Origin of the sequence: Cellvibrio chitinivorans (genome assembly GCF_035117775.1) — a bacterium.
GTDB classification, from domain to species: domain Bacteria; phylum Pseudomonadota; class Gammaproteobacteria; order Pseudomonadales; family Cellvibrionaceae; genus Cellvibrio; species Cellvibrio chitinivorans.
Map to the genome: position 1 here is coordinate 337416 of NZ_JAYKKN010000005.1, position 20809 is coordinate 358224.

The 20809-nt window shown below is 47.3% G+C and carries 33 protein-coding genes; 3 read left to right on the plus strand and 30 right to left on the minus strand.

Annotation, left to right across the window (positions count from 1 at the left end):
• Positions 1-32: 32 nt before the first annotated feature.
• The 3 genes from manD to SPL68_RS15190 all read left to right on the plus strand — a co-directional run bounded on the left by manD (position 33) and on the right by SPL68_RS15190 (position 3241).
• Positions 33-1241, plus strand: coding sequence for a D-mannonate dehydratase ManD (gene manD, locus SPL68_RS15180; RefSeq protein ID WP_323816018.1), 1209 nt, complete (start codon positions 33-35; stop codon positions 1239-1241).
• A gap of 46 nt (positions 1242-1287) precedes the next feature.
• On the plus strand, positions 1288-2430 hold the full coding sequence (locus SPL68_RS15185; protein WP_323816019.1) for a glycoside hydrolase family 43 protein: 1143 nt from the start codon (positions 1288-1290) through the stop codon (positions 2428-2430).
• Positions 2431-2593: 163 nt separating this feature from the next.
• On the plus strand, positions 2594-3241 hold the full coding sequence (locus SPL68_RS15190; RefSeq protein WP_323816020.1) for a putative glycoside hydrolase: 648 nt from the start codon (positions 2594-2596) through the stop codon (positions 3239-3241).
• A 66-nt stretch (positions 3242-3307) separates the two neighbouring features.
• Here SPL68_RS15190 and rplQ read toward each other — a convergent pair whose 3' ends face one another.
• The 30 genes from rplQ to fusA all read right to left on the minus strand — a co-directional run bounded on the left by rplQ (position 3308) and on the right by fusA (position 20788).
• A complete protein-coding gene (gene rplQ / locus SPL68_RS15195; RefSeq protein ID WP_323816021.1) occupies positions 3308-3700 on the minus strand; it encodes a 50S ribosomal protein L17 in 393 nt (130 codons plus the stop codon).
• A 136-nt stretch (positions 3701-3836) separates the two neighbouring features.
• Positions 3837-4823, minus strand: a complete 987-nt coding sequence (locus SPL68_RS15200; RefSeq protein WP_323816022.1) for a DNA-directed RNA polymerase subunit alpha — start codon at positions 4821-4823, stop codon at positions 3837-3839.
• Positions 4824-4849: 26 nt separating this feature from the next.
• Positions 4850-5470: a 30S ribosomal protein S4 gene (gene rpsD, locus SPL68_RS15205; RefSeq protein WP_323816023.1), complete on the minus strand. Its 621-nt coding sequence runs from the start codon at positions 5468-5470 to the stop codon at positions 4850-4852.
• 13 nt (positions 5471-5483) lie between these two features.
• Positions 5484-5879, minus strand: coding sequence for a 30S ribosomal protein S11 (gene rpsK / locus SPL68_RS15210; protein WP_049630903.1), 396 nt, complete (start codon positions 5877-5879; stop codon positions 5484-5486).
• A gap of 56 nt (positions 5880-5935) precedes the next feature.
• On the minus strand, positions 5936-6292 hold the full coding sequence (gene rpsM / locus SPL68_RS15215) for a 30S ribosomal protein S13 (RefSeq protein ID WP_323816024.1): 357 nt from the start codon (positions 6290-6292) through the stop codon (positions 5936-5938).
• Positions 6293-6524: 232 nt separating this feature from the next.
• Positions 6525-6641 carry a 50S ribosomal protein L36 gene (gene rpmJ, locus SPL68_RS15220; RefSeq protein WP_039912586.1) on the minus strand — a complete coding sequence of 39 codons (117 nt, stop codon included), beginning with the start codon at positions 6639-6641 and terminating at the stop codon, positions 6525-6527.
• A gap of 22 nt (positions 6642-6663) precedes the next feature.
• A complete protein-coding gene (gene secY / locus SPL68_RS15225; RefSeq protein ID WP_323816025.1) occupies positions 6664-8001 on the minus strand; it encodes a preprotein translocase subunit SecY in 1338 nt (445 codons plus the stop codon).
• A 10-nt stretch (positions 8002-8011) separates the two neighbouring features.
• Positions 8012-8446, minus strand: a complete 435-nt coding sequence (rplO, locus tag SPL68_RS15230) for a 50S ribosomal protein L15 (protein WP_323816026.1) — start codon at positions 8444-8446, stop codon at positions 8012-8014.
• A gap of 1 nt (position 8447) precedes the next feature.
• On the minus strand, positions 8448-8633 hold the full coding sequence (gene rpmD, locus SPL68_RS15235; RefSeq protein ID WP_133684979.1) for a 50S ribosomal protein L30: 186 nt from the start codon (positions 8631-8633) through the stop codon (positions 8448-8450).
• 35 nt (positions 8634-8668) lie between these two features.
• On the minus strand, positions 8669-9178 hold the full coding sequence (rpsE, locus tag SPL68_RS15240; RefSeq protein ID WP_323816027.1) for a 30S ribosomal protein S5: 510 nt from the start codon (positions 9176-9178) through the stop codon (positions 8669-8671).
• Positions 9179-9187: 9 nt separating this feature from the next.
• On the minus strand, positions 9188-9538 hold the full coding sequence (gene rplR / locus SPL68_RS15245; RefSeq protein ID WP_323816028.1) for a 50S ribosomal protein L18: 351 nt from the start codon (positions 9536-9538) through the stop codon (positions 9188-9190).
• Between the two features lie 9 nt (positions 9539-9547).
• Positions 9548-10081, minus strand: a complete 534-nt coding sequence (gene rplF, locus SPL68_RS15250) for a 50S ribosomal protein L6 (protein ID WP_323816029.1) — start codon at positions 10079-10081, stop codon at positions 9548-9550.
• 13 nt (positions 10082-10094) lie between these two features.
• Entirely contained in the window at positions 10095-10487 is a 393-nt protein-coding gene (gene rpsH / locus SPL68_RS15255) for a 30S ribosomal protein S8 (RefSeq protein ID WP_323816030.1), read from the minus strand.
• Positions 10488-10517: 30 nt separating this feature from the next.
• Positions 10518-10823: a 30S ribosomal protein S14 gene (rpsN, locus tag SPL68_RS15260; RefSeq protein WP_062059503.1), complete on the minus strand. Its 306-nt coding sequence runs from the start codon at positions 10821-10823 to the stop codon at positions 10518-10520.
• 9 nt (positions 10824-10832) lie between these two features.
• Positions 10833-11372, minus strand: coding sequence for a 50S ribosomal protein L5 (gene rplE, locus SPL68_RS15265; protein ID WP_323816031.1), 540 nt, complete (start codon positions 11370-11372; stop codon positions 10833-10835).
• Positions 11373-11378: 6 nt separating this feature from the next.
• Positions 11379-11696 (minus strand): 50S ribosomal protein L24, encoded by a 318-nt coding sequence (gene rplX / locus SPL68_RS15270; RefSeq protein WP_323816032.1) that lies wholly within the window; start codon positions 11694-11696, stop codon positions 11379-11381.
• 32 nt (positions 11697-11728) lie between these two features.
• A complete protein-coding gene (gene rplN / locus SPL68_RS15275; protein ID WP_007644480.1) occupies positions 11729-12097 on the minus strand; it encodes a 50S ribosomal protein L14 in 369 nt (122 codons plus the stop codon).
• Between the two features lie 39 nt (positions 12098-12136).
• On the minus strand, positions 12137-12403 hold the full coding sequence (gene rpsQ, locus SPL68_RS15280; protein ID WP_039912573.1) for a 30S ribosomal protein S17: 267 nt from the start codon (positions 12401-12403) through the stop codon (positions 12137-12139).
• A 2-nt stretch (positions 12404-12405) separates the two neighbouring features.
• A complete protein-coding gene (rpmC, locus tag SPL68_RS15285; protein WP_323816033.1) occupies positions 12406-12597 on the minus strand; it encodes a 50S ribosomal protein L29 in 192 nt (63 codons plus the stop codon).
• The gene (gene rplP, locus SPL68_RS15290) at positions 12597-13010 is read right to left on the minus strand and encodes a 50S ribosomal protein L16 (RefSeq protein ID WP_062059495.1); all 414 of its coding nucleotides are present in this window, start codon (positions 13008-13010) and stop codon (positions 12597-12599) included. The genes rpmC and rplP overlap by 1 nt, the downstream gene beginning before the upstream one ends.
• Before the next feature lie 12 nt (positions 13011-13022).
• Positions 13023-13703, minus strand: coding sequence for a 30S ribosomal protein S3 (gene rpsC, locus SPL68_RS15295; RefSeq protein WP_323816034.1), 681 nt, complete (start codon positions 13701-13703; stop codon positions 13023-13025).
• A gap of 11 nt (positions 13704-13714) precedes the next feature.
• Positions 13715-14047 (minus strand): 50S ribosomal protein L22, encoded by a 333-nt coding sequence (gene rplV / locus SPL68_RS15300; RefSeq protein ID WP_007644463.1) that lies wholly within the window; start codon positions 14045-14047, stop codon positions 13715-13717.
• A 12-nt stretch (positions 14048-14059) separates the two neighbouring features.
• Positions 14060-14338 (minus strand): 30S ribosomal protein S19, encoded by a 279-nt coding sequence (gene rpsS, locus SPL68_RS15305; protein WP_039912567.1) that lies wholly within the window; start codon positions 14336-14338, stop codon positions 14060-14062.
• 34 nt (positions 14339-14372) lie between these two features.
• The gene (gene rplB, locus SPL68_RS15310; protein WP_310073252.1) at positions 14373-15200 is read right to left on the minus strand and encodes a 50S ribosomal protein L2; all 828 of its coding nucleotides are present in this window, start codon (positions 15198-15200) and stop codon (positions 14373-14375) included.
• 13 nt (positions 15201-15213) lie between these two features.
• A complete protein-coding gene (gene rplW, locus SPL68_RS15315; RefSeq protein WP_323816035.1) occupies positions 15214-15510 on the minus strand; it encodes a 50S ribosomal protein L23 in 297 nt (98 codons plus the stop codon).
• Entirely contained in the window at positions 15507-16121 is a 615-nt protein-coding gene (rplD, locus tag SPL68_RS15320) for a 50S ribosomal protein L4 (protein ID WP_049630921.1), read from the minus strand. The genes rplW and rplD overlap by 4 nt, the downstream gene beginning before the upstream one ends.
• A 20-nt stretch (positions 16122-16141) precedes the next feature.
• Positions 16142-16786, minus strand: a complete 645-nt coding sequence (gene rplC / locus SPL68_RS15325) for a 50S ribosomal protein L3 (protein WP_323816036.1) — start codon at positions 16784-16786, stop codon at positions 16142-16144.
• 103 nt (positions 16787-16889) lie between these two features.
• Complete coding sequence (gene rpsJ / locus SPL68_RS15330; RefSeq protein WP_007644456.1) at positions 16890-17201, minus strand: 30S ribosomal protein S10; 312 nt, start codon at positions 17199-17201, stop codon at positions 16890-16892.
• 206 nt (positions 17202-17407) lie between these two features.
• Positions 17408-18631 carry an elongation factor Tu gene (gene tuf / locus SPL68_RS15335; protein ID WP_323816037.1) on the minus strand — a complete coding sequence of 408 codons (1224 nt, stop codon included), beginning with the start codon at positions 18629-18631 and terminating at the stop codon, positions 17408-17410.
• 36 nt (positions 18632-18667) lie between these two features.
• Positions 18668-20788 carry an elongation factor G gene (fusA, locus tag SPL68_RS15340; RefSeq protein WP_323816038.1) on the minus strand — a complete coding sequence of 707 codons (2121 nt, stop codon included), beginning with the start codon at positions 20786-20788 and terminating at the stop codon, positions 18668-18670.
• Positions 20789-20809 lie beyond the last annotated feature (21 nt).

A 20809-nucleotide genomic window follows, 5' to 3' on the forward strand; every position in this document is an offset into this window, starting at 1 on the left:
ACGAACCACGCAAAGCCGTAGAGAACGACTGAATGAAAATTGTTGATGCAAAAGTGATTGTCACCTGCCCCGGCAGAAATTTTGTCACCGTAAAAATCACCACGGATCAAGGTGTGTATGGCATCGGCGATGCGACACTCAACGGCCGCGAAAAAAGCGTGGCGTCCTATCTTGAAGATTATTTACTGCCAGCGTTGATCGGCCGCGACCCTCAGCAAATTGAAGATATCTGGCAATTCTTTTATCGCGGCGCTTACTGGCGTCGCGGGCCAGTGGGCATGACGGCGCTGGCGGGAATTGATGTCGCCCTCTGGGACATCAAAGCCAAACTGGCCAATATGCCGCTCTATCAATTGCTCGGTGGCAAGAGCCGCGAACGCATCCTCACCTACACTCACGCCAACGGCAAAGATTTGGATTCAACGCTCGATGCGGTGCGCAAAGCCAAAGAAAAAGGCTATCAGGCAATTCGCGTACAGTGCGGTATTCCCGGTATCGAAAAAACCTACGGCGTAGCTAAAGGCGAAAAAAGTTACGAACCTGCCGATGCAGATTTGCCATCGACCGAAATCTGGTCAACTGAAAAATATTTGAATTTTATTCCCGAAGTTTTTGCGCAAGTGCGCAAGGAATTCGGCAACGAGATTCATCTGCTGCACGATGTACATCACCGCTTAACACCGATTGAAGCCGCGCGCTTGGGTAAAGATTTAGAGCCCTATCGTCTGTTTTGGATGGAAGATGCGGTGCCGGCAGAGAATCAGGAATCGTTTAAATTAATTCGTCAGCACACCACCACACCACTGGCGGTAGGCGAAGTATTTAACTCAATTCACGACTGCCGCGAGCTGATTCAAAACCAGCTGATTGATTACATCCGCACGACTATTGTGCACGCTGGCGGCATCACCCACGTGCGTCGCATCGCCGATTTTGCCAGTCTGTTTAACGTGCGCACCGGCTTCCACGGCGCGACTGATTTATCGCCCGTGTGCATGGGCGCCGCATTGCATTTTGATTATTGGGTGCCTAACTTCGGTATTCAGGAACACATGGCGCACAGCGCGCAAATGGATGAAGTTTTCCCGCACGCGTATCAATTTGATAAAGGTTTCTTCACCCCCGGCGATGTACCCGGCCACGGCGTGGATATCGATGAAGCGCTCGCCGCGAAATATCCCTACAAGCGCGCGTGCCTTCCTGTGAATCGGTTGGAAGACGGAACTCTCTGGCATTGGTAATATCTCGTTGGCAAAAAAATAATCACACCTCAACGAGATAATAAGCATGACAACACCATACTCATTCCTGACAGCAGGAATTATCGCAGGCAGCCTGTTAATTACAGGCTGTCAGGATAAATCATCTGCAGACAATCAAACCCAAGCTGCATCTACAGCGGCTTCATTGGCAGCAGCTTCATCAGCGCCTGCCGCGCCAGTAGCTGCTGATCCAGCGCTGTTTTTAAATCAGCCATTGATCAGCGAGATTTACACCGCTGACCCATCGGCGCACGTATTTAACGGCAAGCTTTATATTTATCCTTCACACGATATCGACAGCGGCATTACCAGCAATGGTGAAGGCGATAAATTTGATATGAAAGATTATCGCGTGATCTCCATGGACAGTGCTGATGGTGCCGCCACTCTGCACGATGTTGCACTCAAGCTGGAAGATATTCCTTGGGCAAGCAGCCAACTCTGGGCACCAGATGCCGCAGAAAAAGATGGCAAATTCTTTTTGTATTTCCCCGCAAAAAATAAAGAGGGAATTTTCCAAATCGGTGTTGCCACCAGCGACTCTCCCACCGGCCCCTTCAAAGCAGAACCAGAGCCAATCAACGGCAGCTTTAGTGTCGACCCTGCGGTATTTAAAGATGACGACGGCGCTCACTACATGATTTTCGGCGGCATCTGGGGCGGGCAATTACAGCGCTGGGCAAGCGGCAATTATGTTGCAGAAGATAAATATCCCGCAAGCAACGAACCTGCTTACAGCCCCAAAATTGCCAAGTTAAGCGATGACATGCTGCAATTTGCCGAAGCGCCAAAAGATGTACAAATTATTGATGGCGGCGGCGTGCCACTGCTTGGCACAGATACTAATCGCCGCTTTTTTGAAGCAGCCTGGATTCACAAACACAGCGACAAATATTATTTGACCTACTCCACCGGCGACACCCACTACATCGCCTACGCGGTTGGCGATTCACCCTACGGCCCATTCACTTACAAGGGCATTGTGCTGACCCCAGTTCTTGGCTGGACGACGCACCACTCAATCGTGCAGCACAACGGCAAGTGGCTGTTGTTTTATCACGACACCCAGTTATCCAACGGCACAACTCATTTGCGTAACGTGAAAGTGACCGAGCTGACCCACCTTGATGATGGCAGCATCCAGACATTGAATACTTATTTGAAGTAGGAAATATCTAAACTCATCAGCTAAAAAAGCCCTGCCCGATACAATCTGGCAGGGCTTTTTCATTTGTATAAAATTTGACATTTATCATGTCACAAGGAATATTACTGACGCGCCATAACACAACTTTACTGGCAACCATAATAATTAACTTAGTGAGATTCCTATGAAAAAATCCTTGTTTCGCACTCTGGCAATGGCACCGGCAATTTTTCTCTGTTCTTTACCATCAATCAGCCATGCCCAAAATGACAACCTCAACCCAAACTATTTTTATCTAGTTAAAGGCGAGCTAATCCAGCGCTCCATCGCACTCGGTGATCCAAGTAATTGGAATATCAATTTACAGGGGCGCGGAGGAAAATCAGCCAGCGGCAAACTCACTGTTGCGCCCGTTGATTTTCAAGCGAAAGGCGATGCCATCCAGCTCACCTGGTCGAAGAAACAAAAAGTGGTTGGGAGCTTTGGACTCTATGGCAATGCAATCGACATGTCCAAATTTAAAGACGCCGCCTCACTCACCATTGATATGCGTGTCGATGTAAAACCCGACAAAGATGTAAGAGTCGGATTAAATTGCGGCTACCCCTGCCAAGCAGACATCGCCATTAACGGCATGATCAAAAAAATGCCCAAAGGCGAATGGTTTTCTCTGCCCATTCCACTCAATTGTTTTAAAAGCGATAACTTTGATTTAAGCAAAATCGCCGGCCCTTTTACCATAGCAACAGAAGGGAAATTTACGGTTAGCATCACTAACGTTCGCTTGGAAAAATTGCCTGAAGGCGAGAAGGGTTGCGTAGAAGAAAAATAGGGAAACCGAAAATAAAAAGGCCAAGCATCTCTGCTTGGCCTTTTTATTTTTAAAGCGAGCAGAAGCTTATTCAGCGTCTACAGCAGCTTCGAGAGCTTTAACCGGGCGGTCAACCAACTCTACATAAGCCATAGGAGCTTTATCACCAGCACGGAAACCGCATTTCAAAATGCGCACATAACCACCTGGACGAGTGTTGTAACGTGGGCCAAGCTGACTGAACAACTTACCTACAGCTTCTTTGCTGTTCAAACGGGCAAACGCCAAGCGGCGGTTAGCAACGCTATCCACTTTAGCCAAAGTAATCAGAGGTTCTGCAAAACGACGCAGCTCTTTTGCTTTTGGTAAAGTAGTTTTAATTAATTCATGCTCAACCAAAGAAATAACCATGTTACGAAACATAGCTTTACGGTGAGAAGCATTACGGCCTAATTGACGACCACTTAATTTATGACGCATGACAAAATTCCTTCAAAAATGGATTGCTAACAGCAATCTCGTTAATCACCCGCACCGAAGTGAGTTGACGGGCGAACTAATAATAAAAATAACCCGCTGTTATCACCTGAGTGATAACAGCGGGTTATTTCAGTTTTTAGTCGTTTCTCAAGCTAGCCGGTGGCCAGTTTTCCAAACGCATACCGAGCGACAGACCGCGTGAAGCCAGCACATCTTTGATCTCGGTAAGAGATTTTTTACCCAAATTTGGAGTCTTCAACAGCTCTACTTCTGTGCGCTGTATCAAATCACCAATATAGTAAATGTTTTCCGCTTTCAAGCAGTTTGCTGAACGAACGGTAAGCTCAAGATCATCAACAGGGCGCAGCAGAATTGGGTCAATCGCCTCTTCTTTTTGCTCCGGTGCAGATTGTTTTTCGCCTTCCAGATCAACAAATACAGCAAGTTGTTGCTGCAGAATAGTCGCTGCGCGACGGATAGCTTCTTCAGGATCAATGGTGCCATTAGTTTCCAGATCCAAAATCAACTTGTCCAAGTCAGTACGCTGCTCAACACGTGCACTTTCAACACTGTAAGCCAAACGCTTAACTGGACTGAAAGATGCATCTAATTGCAAGCGACCAATAGCACGACTTTCATCATCATCACGACGACGACTATCTGCTGGTTGGTAGCCACGACCACGGGCAATTGTCAGGCGCATTTTCAATTCAGTATTGCCAGTAATATTCGCAATTACATGATCTGGGTTTTTAATTTCCACATCATGATCAAGCTGAATATCAGCAGCAGTAACAACACCGGGGCCTTTTTTAGTCAGAGTAAGAACCGCATGATCCTTACCGTGCATAATTACCGCAACACCTTTAAGGTTCAGAAGGATTTCAATTACATCCTCACGAACACCTTCAATGGCGCTGTATTCATGCAGCACACCATCGATTTCTACTTCTGTAATAGCACAACCAGCCATTGAAGAAAGCAAAATACGACGCAATGCGTTGCCTAAAGTATGTCCAAAACCACGTTCCAGAGGTTCCAATACTACACGAGCGCGAGTTGGACCACTTTCTGAAACATCGATATGACGCGGAGTTAAAAATTCGTTTACTGCAGTCTGCATAGCCACACCTGTTAGCGGTTCGTCCCTTACTTGGAGTAAAGCTCGACGATGAGGTTCTCATTGATATCAGCAGGCAAATCAATACGATCAGGAACGCGCTTGAAAACGCCTTCTTTCTTCTCGCTATTCACATCAACCCACTCGACATTGCTACGTTGACCAGCCAAGTTCAATGCGTTTTGTACACGCAGTTGCTTCTTAGCTTTCTCACGCACAGCAACAACATCACCAGCAGCAACCTGATAAGAAGCAACATTAACAGTTTTGCCGTTTACGCTGATTGCTTTGTGAGACACCAACTGACGAGATTCTGCACGAGTAGAGCCAAAGCCCATGCGATATACAACGTTATCCAAACGGCATTCAAGCAACTTCAACAAGTTCTCACCGCTTGCACCTTTACGGCGAGCAGCTTCTTTGTAGTAACCGCGGAATTGTTTTTCCAGAATGCCGTAAATACGACGAACTTTTTGCTTTTCACGCAACTGCACACCATAGTCAGACAAACGACCACGACGTTGACCGTGTTGACCAGGAGCAGTTTCAATTTTACATTTTGAGTCTAACGCACGCGCACCACTCTTAAGAAAAAGATCGGTACCTTCACGGCGAGACAGTTTACAGGTAGGTCCAATATAACGAGCCATTCTCTACTCCCCCTTATACGCGACGTTTCTTCGGCGGACGACAACCGTTGTGAGGAATCGGCGTAACGTCAGTAATGTTAGTAATTTTGTAACCAACATTGTTAAGTGCGCGAACAGCAGATTCGCGGCCTGGGCCTGGGCCCTTAACTTCGACGTCGAGGTTCTTCAAACCATATTCTTTTGCCGCTTCACCAGCGCGCTCAGCAGCAACCTGAGCAGCAAAAGGAGTACTTTTACGTGAACCACGGAAACCAGAACCACCGGAGGTCGCCCAAGCAAGTGCATTGCCTTGACGATCAGTGATTGTCACGATGGTGTTGTTAAAAGAGGCATGGATGTGCGCAACGCCATCTACTACCGTCTTTTTAACTTTTTTCTTGGCTGTGGTTTTATTACTTGGCTTAGCCATAGCAATTTCTTCCTACTAATTTGTTACCGTAAGTGAATGAAAGACGTAAGCAAGAATTACTTCTTAATTGGCTTACGTGGGCCTTTACGGGTACGAGCGTTCGTTTTAGTGCGCTGACCACGAAGTGGCAAACCACGACGATGGCGCAAGCCACGGTAGCATCCCAAATCCATCAAACGCTTAATATTCATAGATATTACACGACGCAAGTCACCCTCTACGGTGCGCTTAGCAACCTCAGCACGGATAGAATCCATCTGCTCTTCTGACAAAGTGCCGATTTTTACATCTTCAGCAATGCCAGTAGCAGCACAGATTTGCTTGGCTGTGGTACGGCCAATCCCATACACATAAGTCAATGAGATAACGGCGTGTTTGTTATCTGGTATGTTTACACCAGCAATACGAGCCATTCAAATTACTCCAGTAACACTTAAATTGTAGCGTTGACAGCGTAAGCGCCACCCTCGCCCTGAACAAAAGGCGCGCAGGATAGCTGCAAATACACCCAAAAGCAATAGCCAAGCAATTTCTTACTTGACGACAGTCAACGCCCCCGATGCCAAACCAAATGTTTCAACTTAAAAGTTAAGGCAGGAGTCACTAGGTGACTCCTGCCTTAACTTGATGCCGAAACGTTAGGTATTAGCCTTGACGCTGCTTATGGCGCGGCTCAACGTTGCAGATAACACGCAGAACACCGTTACGACGCACCATTTTGCAATTACGACAAATCTTTTTAACAGAAGCACGAACTTTCATGATTCAACCTCAATATCACGGATTAGCGTGCGTTGCCGCTGCCATATCCTTTCAAATTTGACTTCTTCATCAATGATTCATATTGATGAGACATCAAGTGAGCCTGGACCTGAGACATAAAGTCCATCACAACAACCACTACGATGAGCAGTGAAGTTCCGCCCAAGTAGAATGGCACACCAGTGGCAACTACAAGGAACTCAGGCAACAAGCAAACTGCCGACATATAAATAGCACCAACTACAGTTAAGCGAGTTAGAACACTATCAATATATTTAGCTGAGTGCTCACCTGGGCGAATGCCCGGGATATATGCACCCGATTTTTTTAGATTCTCAGCGACTTCTTTAGGGTTAAACATTAGAGCCGTATAGAAGAAGCAGAAAAACGTAATCAGACCAGCAAAAAACAAAATATATAAAGGCTGCCCTGGACCAATTGCAAGAGCCAATTCCTGCAGCATTTCATTCGCAACACCCTCACCACCTTGACCAAACCACTGGGCAATAGATGCAGGAAATAATAAAATACTACTGGCAAAGATAGCCGGAATTACACCTGCCATATTGATTTTTAATGGCAGATGACTGCTTTGCGCAGCATAACCTTGGCGACCTTGTTGACGCTTGGCGTAGTTAATTGTGATACGACGTTGGCCACGCTCAATACGCACAACAAACCAAATCACTGCAACAGCAAGAATAGTGACAACCAACAGAGCAATAATATGTAAATCACCCTGTCTTGCACTTTCAAACGCTTGACCTATGGCACTTGGCATACCAGCTACGATACCTGCGAAGATCAGCATGGATATACCATTGCCAATACCGCGCTCTGTAACCTGCTCACCCAACCACATCATAAATACTGCACCAGTCACCAAAGAGACCACCGCAATGAAGTAGTAAGAGAAGCTTGGCTCACCACCAAAAGCATAAGAGGAAAAGCTAACAGCCATTGCCAATGCTTGAACACTTGCCAAAACCACTGTGAAGTAACGAGTATACTGGTTAATCTTGCGACGACCAGCATCACCTTCTTTCTTCAACTGCTCCAATGAAGGAGTAACTGCCGTCAGCAACTGCATAATAATCGATGCAGAAATGTAAGGCATGATACCCAGCGCAAGAATACTCATCCGCTCCAAAGCACCACCAGAGAACATGTTAAACATGCCCAAGATAGTCCCTTGGTTTTGATTAAACAGATTTGCAATTCTCTCTGGATCTAAACCTGGCACTGGTATGTGAGTACCAATACGATAAATCACTATAGCCAGAAACAAAAAGCGCAGGCGAGCCCATAGCTCGCCCAAGCCTCTTTGATTTGCTAATGGCAGATTACCTGGAGTTGCCATTCGCGCCTCGTTACTCTTCTACTGTTCCGCCAGCGGCTTCAATCGCTGCTTTAGCACCTTTAGATACAGACAGGCCCTTAACAGTGACAGCTTTCTTGACTTCACCTGAAGCGAAAATCTTGGCACGTTTGATCACTGAACTAATCAAACCTGCTTGCTTCAGAGTCTCGATATCAACAACTGAACCTTCAACAGCATTCAATTCTGACAAACGGATTTCTGCAGTCACCAAGCTAATACGTGAAGTAAAACCGTATTTAGGCAAACGGATTTGCAAAGGCATTTGACCGCCCTCGAAACCGGGTCTTACAGAACCACCTGAACGAGACTTCAAACCTTTGTGACCACGGCCGGCAGTCTTACCTAAACCACTACCAATACCGCGACCAACACGCTTTTTAGCGTGAGTACTGCCCGGTGCCGGGCTAAGGGTATTCAGACGCATCTTATTCTCCCTCTACCTTAACCAGATAGTTAACAACATTAATCATGCCACGAACTGAAGGAGTATCTTCTACTTCAACAGTGTGACGGATGCGACGCAAGCCAAGGCCTCTTACACAGGCTTTATGGCTCTCCAGACGATGAGCAGTGCTCTTGATCTGGGTCACTTTAATCATTTTCTTTGACATGGTGAATTCCGCCTTCTAGTAATCGAACCAGTCGATTAGTTCAGAATATCTTCAACACTTTTACCACGCTTGGCAGCAACGGCTTCCGGAGAAGTCATTTCTTTCAGCGCATTAAAAGTGGCGCGAACTACGTTAACCGGATTGGTTGAGCCGTAGCACTTGGACAGAACGTTCTGAATACCTGCGATTTCCAGTACGGCGCGCATTGCACCGCCAGCGATAACGCCAGTACCTTGCGAAGCTGGTTGCATGTAAACCTTTGACGCACCATGAGCACCTTTGGTTGGGTATTGAATGGTATCGCCATTCAACTCAACAGTAATCATGTTACGACGTGCAGCTTCCATTGCTTTTTGGATAGCAGTAGGAACTTCACGAGCTTTACCACGGCCAAAACCAACTTTGCCATTACCATCACCAACTACAGTCAGTGCGGTAAATTGAAAGATACGACCACCCTTTACAGTTTTAGCAACACGATTAACTTGAACTAATTTCTCTTGCAAGCCTTCGTTGTTGTCTTCTTCTTTCTTAGCGTATGCCATATCTCACCTTTAGAATTCCAGTCCGCCTTCACGAGCAGCGTCAGCAAGTGCCTTAACGCGACCGTGGTATTTGAAACCACTACGGTCAAAAGCGACTTGAGTAACACCTGCTGCTTTAGCGCGCTCTGCAATCAGAGCACCTACAGCTTTAGCTGCTTCAGCGTTGCCAGTTTTGCCACTGCGCAAATCTTTATCCAGAGTAGAAGCGCTTGCCAATACTTTTGCACCATCGCCAGAAATCAGCTGTGCATAAATATGGCGCGGAGTGCGATGGATAGATAAACGCGTAACACCTAATTCACGAATCTTGGCGCGAGCACGACGTGCACGGCGAAGACGGGTTTGCTTTTTATCGCTCATATCCTAGGCCTACTTCTTCTTAGCTTCTTTACGCAGTACTACTTCGTCCGAATAACGGATACCCTTGCCTTTGTATGGCTCTGGCTCACGGTATGCACGGATTTCAGCGGCAACCTGACCAAGCAATTGCTTGTCGTTGCCTTTCAGTACTATTTCAGTCTGACTTGGGGTCTCTACGGTAACGCCTGCAGGCAGGACGTAATTTACCGGATGAGAAAGACCCACAGACAGGTTTACAGTATTGCCTTCTGCTTTAACACGATAACCAACACCAACCAAGGTCAACTTCTTCTCGAAACCCTGGGTGACACCGCGAACCATGTTATTAACTAGCGCACGGGTAGTACCTGCTAGCGCATCTGACTGCTTGGCACCATCACGTGGAGCAAAAGTCAGCACATTGTTTTCGTGCTTAACTTCTACACTCGCGTGAACTTGCAGCGCCAATGTACCTTTGCTGCCTTTAACGGACAGAGACTGTCCGTTAAGAGTGACAGTCACTGCAGCAGGTACTTCAACCGGACTTTTTGCAACTCGTGACATGACGATTTCCCAATTAGAATACTGTGCAGAGGACTTCGCCACCCACGCCAGCGGCGCGTGCAGCACGATCAGTCATTACACCTTTACTGGTAGAAACAATTGCGATACCTAAACCACCGCGAACGGTTGGCAGCGCAGTTTTACCAGCATAATTACGCAAGCCAGGACGACTTACACGGTCAAGCTCAACAATTACTGGCTTGCCTTCAAAGTATTTCAGGTCAACAGTCAGCTCTTGCTTAGCGCCTTCGCTAACTGAAAAACCATTAATGTAACCCTCATCAGAGAGTACTTTAGCCACGCTTACTTTCAATTTTGAAGAAGGCATGGTTACAGCTGCTTTACCCACGTTTTGCGCGTTGCGAATGCGGGTCAGCATATCTGCCATTGGATCTTGCATGCTCATCAGATTCTGCTCCTAAAATTAAGCCGAGGCTTACCAGCTGGCCTTAACCAAGCCGGGGACATCACCACGCATGGCTGCTTCGCGCAACTTGTGACGGCACAGGCCGAATTTGCGGTAAACACCATGAGGACGACCAGTCACACGGCAACGATTGCGTTGACGAGATGCGCTGGCATCACGAGGCATTTTTTGCAGTTTGATTTGCGCTTCCCATACTTGCTCTTCAGTAGATGAAGGGCTAACGATCAACGCTTTCAATTCTGCACGCTTGGCAGCAAATTTTTTCACGGTCTCTGCACGTTTAACTTCGCGTGCAATCATAGATTTCTTAGCCATGACGTCACCTTAACCTTTGAAAGGGAAGTTAAATGCTTTCAACAGTGCACGACCTTCTTCATCGGTACGAGCAGTAGTGGTGATACAAATATCCAAACCACGCAAACGATCTACTTTGTCATAGTCGATTTCAGGGAAGATAATTTGCTCAGTCACACCCATTGAAAAGTTACCGCGGCCATCAAATTGCTTTGGACTGATACCACGGAAGTCACGAATACGTGGAATTGCAATGGTAATCAGACGATCCAAAAATTCGTACATACGATCTGAACGCAGAGTTACTTTGCAACCAATTGGCCATTCTTCACGAATTTTAAAACCCGCGATAGATTTGCGCGCATTGGTAACAACCACTTTCTGACCAGCAATTTTCACCAGATCGTTAACGGCGTTTTCAAGAATTTTCTTGTCGCCAGTTGCTTCGCCCACACCCATATTCAGGGTGATTTTGGTAATGCGAGGAACTTCCATCACATTTTCCAAGCCCAACTCAGACTTGAGTTTGGGGGCGATTTCTTTAACGTAAAGCTCTTTTAACCTTGCCATGTTTCATTACGCCCCTAGGGTTTCACCATTGGATTTGAAAACACGAACTTTCTCGCCGTTTTCAAGCACTTTGAAACCTACGCGGTCAGCCTTCTTGGTTGCCGGATTGTAGATGGCAACATTGGAAGCATGAATCGCAGCTTCTTTTTCAACGATCCCACCAGCAACACCCAGTTGTGGGTTTGGCTTTTGGTGTTTTTTGATCATGTTGATGCCGCTTACAATCAAACGATCTTCGGCTAATACGCGAACTACTTTACCGCGCTTACCCTTGTCACGTCCGGCGACAACAATCACTTCGTCATCACGTTTAATTTTACGCATTTATCTGCCCTCGACTCTTTAACGCAAAGTGCTTACAGCACTTCTGGCGCCAAAGAAATGATTTTCATAAATTTCTCGCCACGTAACTCACGAGTTACAGGTCCGAAAATACGGGTACCAATCGGAGCATCTTGGTTATTCAGCAGTACGGCAGCATTATCGTCAAACTTGATTAATGAACCGTCTTGACGACGCACGCCTTTTTTGGTGCGTACAACAACTGCCTTCATTACTTGGCCTTTTTTCACCTTACCGCGAGGAATTGCTTCCTTAACGGTAACTTTGATGATGTCGCCCACTGCCGCATAGCGACGGTGAGAGCCGCCAAGAACCTTGATGCACATGACACGGCGAGCACCGCTGTTGTCAGCAACATCTAAGTAGCTTTCTGTTTGAATCATCGTCCGTCTCCGAAACTGACTTACAAAAGCGCGGAAGTCTTAGACTTCTGATGCGCGCTCTTCAATTTTCACTAAAGACCAGGTCTTGGTTTTTGACAGGGGACGCGACTCAGATACAGTCACTAAATCACCTATCTTGCACTCATTATTTTCATCGTGAGCGTGAAGCTTGGATGATTTAGTAGTGTATTTACCGTAAAGCTCATGCTTTACACGACGCTCAATCAACACGGTGATGGTTTTATCCATCTTGTCGCTGACAACTTTGCCAGTCAGTGTACGAGCCACTTTAGTTTCTTGAGTCATCGTTACTTACCTGCCTTTTGACTAAGCGCCGTCTTGATGCGAGCGATGTCTTTGCGAACTTGCGACAGCAAGTGCGATTGGTTCAATTGGCCAGTAGAAGCCTGCAAGCGCAGTTTGAACTGCTCTTTTAATTGTTCCAATAAGACGCCATTCAGCTCTTCGACGGATTTTTCGCGGAGTTCTGAAGCTTTCATCACATCACCGAACGTTTAACAAATGTTGTTGTAATTGGCAATTTAGCCGCAGCAAGGGCGAAGGCTTGACGAGCTAATTCCTCGCTTACACCATCCATCTCGTAGAGAACCTTACCAGGACGAATTTGCGCTACCCAGTATTCAACACCACCTTTACCGCTACCCATACGAACTTCGAGTGGTTTAGCTGTAATCGGCTTATCGGGGAACACACGGATCCAGATTTTACCGCCACGCTTAACGTGACGAGTCATCGCACGACGTGCTGCTTCGATTTGACGCGCAGTAATGCGACCGCGACCAGTTGCCTTCAAGCCGAAATCACCAAAGCTAACTTTGGAGCCACGCTGGGCCAGACCGCGGTTGCGGCCTTTCATCTGCTTGCGAAACTTTGTACGCTTAGGTTGTAACATGATGCGTACCCCTTACTTGGATTTAGCGGTTTTTTTCTTGGACGCTGCTTCGGTTTCAGTAACGTCACCGATAACTTCGCCTTTGAAAACCCACACTTTTACACCAATGATACCGTAGGTGGTGTTCGCTTCTGCTGTTGCATAATCGATATCTGCACGCAGAGTGTGCAGAGGTACACGACCTTCGCGATACCACTCAGTACGAGCGATTTCGGCACCACCCAAGCGGCCACCCACTTGGATCTTGATACCTTCAGCACCTTGACGCATTGCGTTTTGAACTGCGCGCTTCATAGCGCGACGGAACATTACACGACGCTCGAGTTGCTGAGCCACGCCTTGCGCAACCAATGCTGCATCCAAATCAGGCTTGCGAATCTCTTCAATATTAATATGAACAGGCACGCCCATTTGTTTGCTAACTTCAGCGCGCAACTTATCAACATCTTCGCCTTTTTTACCAATCACAATACCTGGACGGGCAGTGTGAATAGTAATGCGCGCAGTATTAGCGGGGCGTTCGATATCAACGCGGCTAACTGACGCACTAGCAAGCTTGTCTTGAATGTACGCACGTACTTTCAAATCGATGTTGAGTTTGTCTGCGTAATCGGTGCCATCGGCATACCAAATAGAAGTATGCTTTTTGATGATCCCCAGACGAATACCGTTTGGATGTACTTTCTGACCCATAACGCGCTCTCTTACTTATCGGCTACTTTAACGGTGATATGACAAGTACGCTTGGTAATACGATCAGCACGGCCTTTGGCACGTGGCTTAATGCGTTTCAGGCTTACACCCTCATCCACAAAAATCGTTTTTACTTTCAACTCATCAACATCAGCGCCTTCGTTGTGCTCGGCATTTGCAATTGCAGATTCCAGCACTTTCTTGATGATCTCTGCGCCCTTCTTGGTACTAAAGGCCAGGATATCAAGCGCGTCTTCAACGCCCTTACCGCGAATTTGATCAGCAACCAAACGCGCTTTTTGCGCCGACAGACGAGCACCGCTTAATTTTGCTGCTACTTCCATCGTATACCTCGATTAGCGTTTTTTCGCTTTCTTATCAGCGGCATGGCCACGATAAGTGCGAGTTGCTGCAAATTCGCCAAGCTTATGGCCAACCATTTCTTCGTTAACCAGAACCGGAACATGCTGACGTCCGTTGTGCACCGCCAGAGTCAGACCAACCATTTCTGGCATGATCATGGAACGGCGAGACCAAGTCTTGATTGGACGACGATCATTGCTCGCGATCGCGGCTTCGACCTTCTTAATCAGGTGAAGGTCGATGAAAGGACCTTTTTTCAGTGAACGTGGCACTGTCTCTTCCTCTATTCAGCTGTTAAGTCGGCGCTTATTTCTTGTCGCGACGACGAACAATCATGTTATCGGTGCGCTTGTTTTTGCGCGTTTTGTAACCCTTGGTTGGAGTACCCCATGGTGAAACTGGGTGACGCCCGCCGGAAGTACGGCCTTCACCACCACCCATTGGGTGATCTACCGGGTTCATCGCAACACCGCGAACAGTAGGACGAATGCCAAGCCAACGTTTGGCGCCAGCCTTGCCCAATGAGCGCAAATTGTGTTCACTGTTAGAGACCTCACCCAGAGTTGCGCGACAATCACTCAACACTTTACGCATTTCACCGCTGCGCAGACGCAAAGTTGCGTAAGCACCATCGCGCGCAACCAACTGAGCAGAAGCACCAGCAGAACGAGCGATTTGAGCGCCCTTACCAGGCTTGAGCTCAACACAGTGAATTACACTACCCAACGGGATGTTACGGATTGGCAGAGCATTGCCTGGCTTGATAGCCGCAGCGTTACCCGACTCAATTTTGTCACCAGCGCTCAAACCTTTTGGCGCAATGATGTAGCGACGCTCACCATCTGCATAACATACGAGAGCAATATAAGCAGTACGGTTTGGATCGTACTCAATGCGCTCAACAGTTGCAGGGATGCCGTCTTTGTTACGACGGAAATCAACTACACGGTAATGTTGTTTATGGCCGCCACCAACATGGCGAGTAGTAATGCGACCGGTATTGTTACGACCACCTGACTTAGACTTTTTGTCCAACAGAGGAGCGTAAGGATCACCCTTATACAAATCCGGATTAACAACCTTTACTACAAAGCGGCGACCTGGAGAGGTTGGTTTACATTTTACAATTGGCATTGCAACAATCCCCTTACTCAGCTACCGCAAAGTCGATTTCTTGACCTTGCTCAAGACGTACATACGCTTTTTTCCAATCGCTTCTCTTGCCGATTCCGTAGCGTGTACGCTTGGTTTTGCCCTTAACATTCAATACATTTACTGACTCAACTTTAGCGTTGAACAATGATTGAACTGCGGCTTTAATCTCCAATTTGCTAGCGTTAGCCAACACTTTGAAAACCACTTGATTACTAGTCTCACCAGCTGCAGCTGACTTCTCAGAAACCACAGGACCTAGCAACACTTTATAAATGCGTTCTTGGTTCATCCCAGGATCTCCTCAAATTTTTTCAGAGCAGGAACAGTAACGACAACTTTGTCAAAACCGATCAGACTAACAGGATCAACACCCTGCACATCAATCACACCAACCTTGTACAGGTTGCGCGATGCAAGAAACAAATTCTCACTCATTTCTTCGGTAATGATCAGAGCATCAGTCAGATTGAACTGAGCCAGTTTTTGAACCAAAGATTTGGTCTTTGGCGCGTCAACATCAAAACTCTCAACAACAATCAAACGTTCCTGACGATTCAACTCGGACAGGATGCACTGCAAAGCAGCACGGTACATTTTCTTGTTCAGCTTTTGCTCGAAGTTGCGAGGCTTAGCAGCGAAAGTCGCGCCACCACCACGCCAGATTGGGCTACGAATAGTACCCGCACGAGCACGACCAGTACCCTTTTGACGCCAAGGCTTTTTGCCACCACCAGACACTTCAGCGCGAGTTTTTTGCGCCTTAGTACCCTGACGAGCACCAGCCATATAAGCAACAACAGTTTGGTGAACCAGGTCTTGATTAAACTCTCTACCGAAGGCAACTTCAGATACAGAAACTGTACCTTGCGCGCCGCCGGGACTAACAATTTTTAATTCCATGGTCGATTCCCCTCGGATACTTAAGCGTTAGTGCGCGCTTTAACAGCAGGACGCACAATAACGTCGCCACCTGGAGCACCAGGAATAGCACCCTTAACAAGAAGCAGATTGCGCTCAGCATCGACACGAACGATCTCAAGGTTTTGAACGGTTACACGCTCAGCACCCAAGTGACCAGCCATTTTCTTGCCTTTGAATACGCGACCTGGAGATTGACACTGGCCGATAGAACCAAGTACACGGTGCGAACGGGAGTTACCGTGAGTCGCATCTTGCATACCAAAGTTCCAGCGTTTAATACCGCCAGCAAAACCTTTACCTTTAGATGTGCCGGTTACATCAATTATTTGACCTGCAGAGAAAGCCTCAACAGTAATTGTTGCACCAACTTCGAAAGCTTCTTGAGCTTCGTTACGCAATTCCCAAACACCACGACCTGCTTCAACGTTAGCTTTAGCAAAGTGGCCAGCTTCGGATTTGGTAACACGGGAGGCACGACGAGCACCAATAGTTACTTGCACAGCAGAGTAACCGTCAGTCTCTACGTTTTTAACCTGAGTGATGCGGTTAGGCTCAACCTCAATCACAGAGACAGGGATGGAAACACCATCATCGGTAAATACACGAGTCATACCGCTTTTGCGGCCGACAATACCAATCGTCATTTTACTAACCTCTTAGTGTACGGGGCTTTTACCCGCTATGGCCGCCCATTTCAGAGCGTTACACAGTTCGAGCACCCAATGCGCCCGAACCTTAAACATTTACTTAGCCGAGACTAATTTGAACCTCAACACCAGCAGCCAAATCAAGCTTCATAAGTGCATCAACGGTTTTTTCAGTAGGCTCAACAATATCCAGCAAACGCTTATGTGTACGGATCTCGTATTGATCACGCGCGTCTTTATTAACGTGCGGGGAAATCAATACAGTGAAGCGCTCTTTACGAGTCGGCAGCGGAATCGGACCGCGCACTTGAGCACCTGTACGCTTTGCTGTTTCAACGATCTCTTGAGTAGAGGCGTCAATAAGCTTGTGATCAAAAGCCTTCAGGCGAATTCTAATGCGTTGATTCTGCATGTGAACCAAACTCCAATTGTTTGTTTTAAAGAACTTCCAATGCGCAAGGGAAAAGTACCCCGGCAAAAGGAGGCGCAATTCTAATGGCGAGTTAATGACCTGTCAACAAATAATCAATTCATTTGCGATTATTTGATCAAGCAGCCCAAAAACCCAATTAAATAAAAAAGCGGGCCACATGGGCCCGCCCCTTTTAACAGCAAATCTTACTGAATGATTTTAGCAACAACACCAGCACCAACAGTACGACCACCTTCACGGATAGCAAAACGCAAACCATCTTCCATCGCGATTGGGTGAATCAAGGTAACAACCATCTTGATGTTGTCGCCTGGCATTACCATCTCTACACCTTCTGGCAATTCAACAGCACCAGTTACGTCAGTAGTACGGAAGTAGAACTGTGGACGATAACCTTTAAAGAATGGAGTGTGACGACCACCTTCATCTTTAGACAGTACGTACACTTCTGACTCAAACTTGGTGTGCGGAGTTACTGAACCGGGCTTACACAATACTTGACCACGCTCAACATCATCACGCTTGGTACCACGCAACAGAACACCAACATTCTCACCAGCACGACCTTCGTCGAGCAGCTTGCGGAACATTTCAACACCAGTACAGGTAGTTTTAACGGTGTCTTTCAAACCAACGATTGCAATTTCTTCGCCAACTTTAACAATACCGCGCTCTACACGACCAGTTACTACAGTACCGCGACCAGAGATAGAGAATACATCTTCTACTGGCATCAGGAACGGCTGATCAATTGCACGTACAGGCTCTGGAATGTATGCATCCAAAGATTCAACCAGCTTGCGCACAGCAGAAGTACCCAGCTCGTTATCATCTTGACCATTAAGAGCCATCAATGCAGAACCAGCGATGATTGGAGTGTCATCACCCGGGAAGTCATAGGTAGACAGCAACTCACGCAGCTCCATCTCTACCAATTCCAACATTTCGTTGTACTCTTCGGTACCAACACCACCACAGTCTTCCGCCAACAAGTCAGCCTTGTTCAGGAATACTACGATGAAAGGAACACCTACTTGGCGAGACAACAGGATGTGCTCGCGAGTTTGCGGCATCGGACCATCGGTCGCACCACACACCAGAATTGCACCATCCATCTGGGCAGCACCGGTAATCATGTTTTTCACATAGTCGGCGTGGCCTGGGCAGTCAACGTGAGCGTAGTGACGAATTGGTGAGTCATACTCTACGTGTGAAGTGTTAATAGTAATACCGCGAGCTTTTTCTTCCGGTGCCTTATCGATACCATCAAAAGCTACAGCCTCACCACCCCAGCTTTCTGCACACACGCGGGTCAACGCGGCGGTCAGCGTGGTTTTACCGTGGTCAACGTGACCAATGGTGCCCACGTTGACGTGGGGCTTGTTACGTTCAAACTTCTCTTTAGCCACTTTTCAATTCCTCGTATTAAGATGAAATATCAAAAACTATTCTTCGTCGCGTTGCATTCCACTTTTCGCAATCACCTCATCGGCGACATTGCGAGCAGCTTCCTGATACTTCAAAAACTCCATGGTGTAAGTTGCACGCCCCTGAGTTGCTGAACGCAAGGCCGTTGCATAACCAAACATTTCCGATAACGGAACTTCAGCATCAATTACCTTACCCATCGGGCTTTCACCCATACCCAGAATCAAGCCGCGGCGGCGATTTAAATCACCAACCACATCACCCATGTTAGCTTCGGGAGTAACCACTTCAACCTTCATGATTGGCTCAAGTAAAACCGCACCACCCTTTTGCGCCAATTTCTTGGTCGCCATGGATGCCGCAATCTTAAATGCCATTTCTGACGAATCCACGTCATGGTATGAGCCATCAAAAACAACAGCCTTCAAACCCAACAGTGGATAGCCAGCCAGTACGCCGTTTTGCATCTGCTCGGCAATACCTTTTTGAATCGCAGGGATGAATTCCTTAGGAACCACACCACCCACAATTTCATTTACAAATTCCAAGCCTTCGGCGCCCTCATCCTCAGCAGGAGAGAAACGAATCCAACAATGCCCAAACTGCCCGCGCCCACCCGACTGACGAACAAAACGCCCTTCAATTTCGCAGGTATTACGGATAGCTTCGCGGTAGGCCACTTGCGGCTTACCAATATTTGCCTCAACACCAAATTCGCGACGCATACGGTCAACGATGATGTCGAGGTGCAACTCGCCCATACCACCAATAATGGTCTGACCAGTCTCTTCATCTGTACGCACACGGAATGACGGATCCTCTTGAGCCAATTTACCCAGAGCAACCCCCATCTTCTCCTGATCAACCTTGGTTTTTGGCTCAACAGCCACATGAATAACCGGCTCAGGAAAGTCCATGCGCTCAAGAACAATCACACTATCCAGCGCACACAGGGTGTCGCCCGTTGTGCAATCCTTGAATCCGATACCGGCAGCGATATCACCAGCCAATACCTCTTTAATTTCATTGCGCTGATTGGCGTGCATTTGCACCATACGACCAACACGCTCCTTCTTACCTTTTACCGAGTTGAGCACAGTATCGCCAGACTCAAGCGTGCCAGAGTAAACACGGAAAAAGGTTAAGGTGCCCACAAAGGGGTCTGTAGCAATCTTAAAGGCTAGAGCAGAAAAAGGTTCATCGTCACTCGCTTTACGCACTGCAACCGTTTCGCCATCCTCAAGCACACCCTCGATAGCTTTTACTTCTGTTGGCGCCGGCAGATATTCAATAACCGCATCCAGCATCGCCTGAACACCTTTGTTTTTAAAGGCCGAACCACCAATGACAGGAATAATTTCATTTGCCAAAGTACGTGCGCGAATACCAGCCTTGATTTCCTCTTCGGTCAACTCTTCGCCGCCCAAATACTTTTCCATCAATTCTTCACTGGATTCAGCTGCCGACTCAACAAGAAACTCGCGCATTTTTTCACAAGTCGATACCAAATCCGCAGGAATTGGCTCGTAAGTGAAGGTCATACCCTGATCATCTTCACTCCAGATGATGGCGCGCATCTTAACCAGATCGACCACACCTTTAAATTCGTCTTCAGCACCAATTGTCATCTGCAGCGGAACAGCATTTGCACCCAGTCGGGTTTTCAGCTGCTCGACAACACGCATATAACTTGCGCCGGTACGATCCATTTTATTAACAAATACGATACGAGGAACTTCGTATTTGTTTGCCTGACGCCATACCGTTTCAGTTTGCGGCTGCACACCAGAAGAACCACACAAAACAACTACTGCACCATCAAGGACGCGCAATGAACGCTCAACCTCAATAGTAAAATCTACGTGTCCGGGCGTATCAATTACATTAATACGATGCTCATCAAACTGGCCACCCATCCCCTTCCAGAAGGTCGTTACAGCTGCCGAGGTGATAGTAATGCCACGCTCCTGCTCCTGCACCATCCAGTCTGTAGTAGCCGCACCGTCATGCACCTCACCAATCTTGTGAGATAAACCGGTATAAAAAAGTACGCGCTCAGTTGTTGTCGTTTTACCCGCATCAACGTGAGCACAAATACCGATATTACGATAACGTGCGATAGGTGTTTTACGTGCCACAGCAGAATTTCCCGATTACAT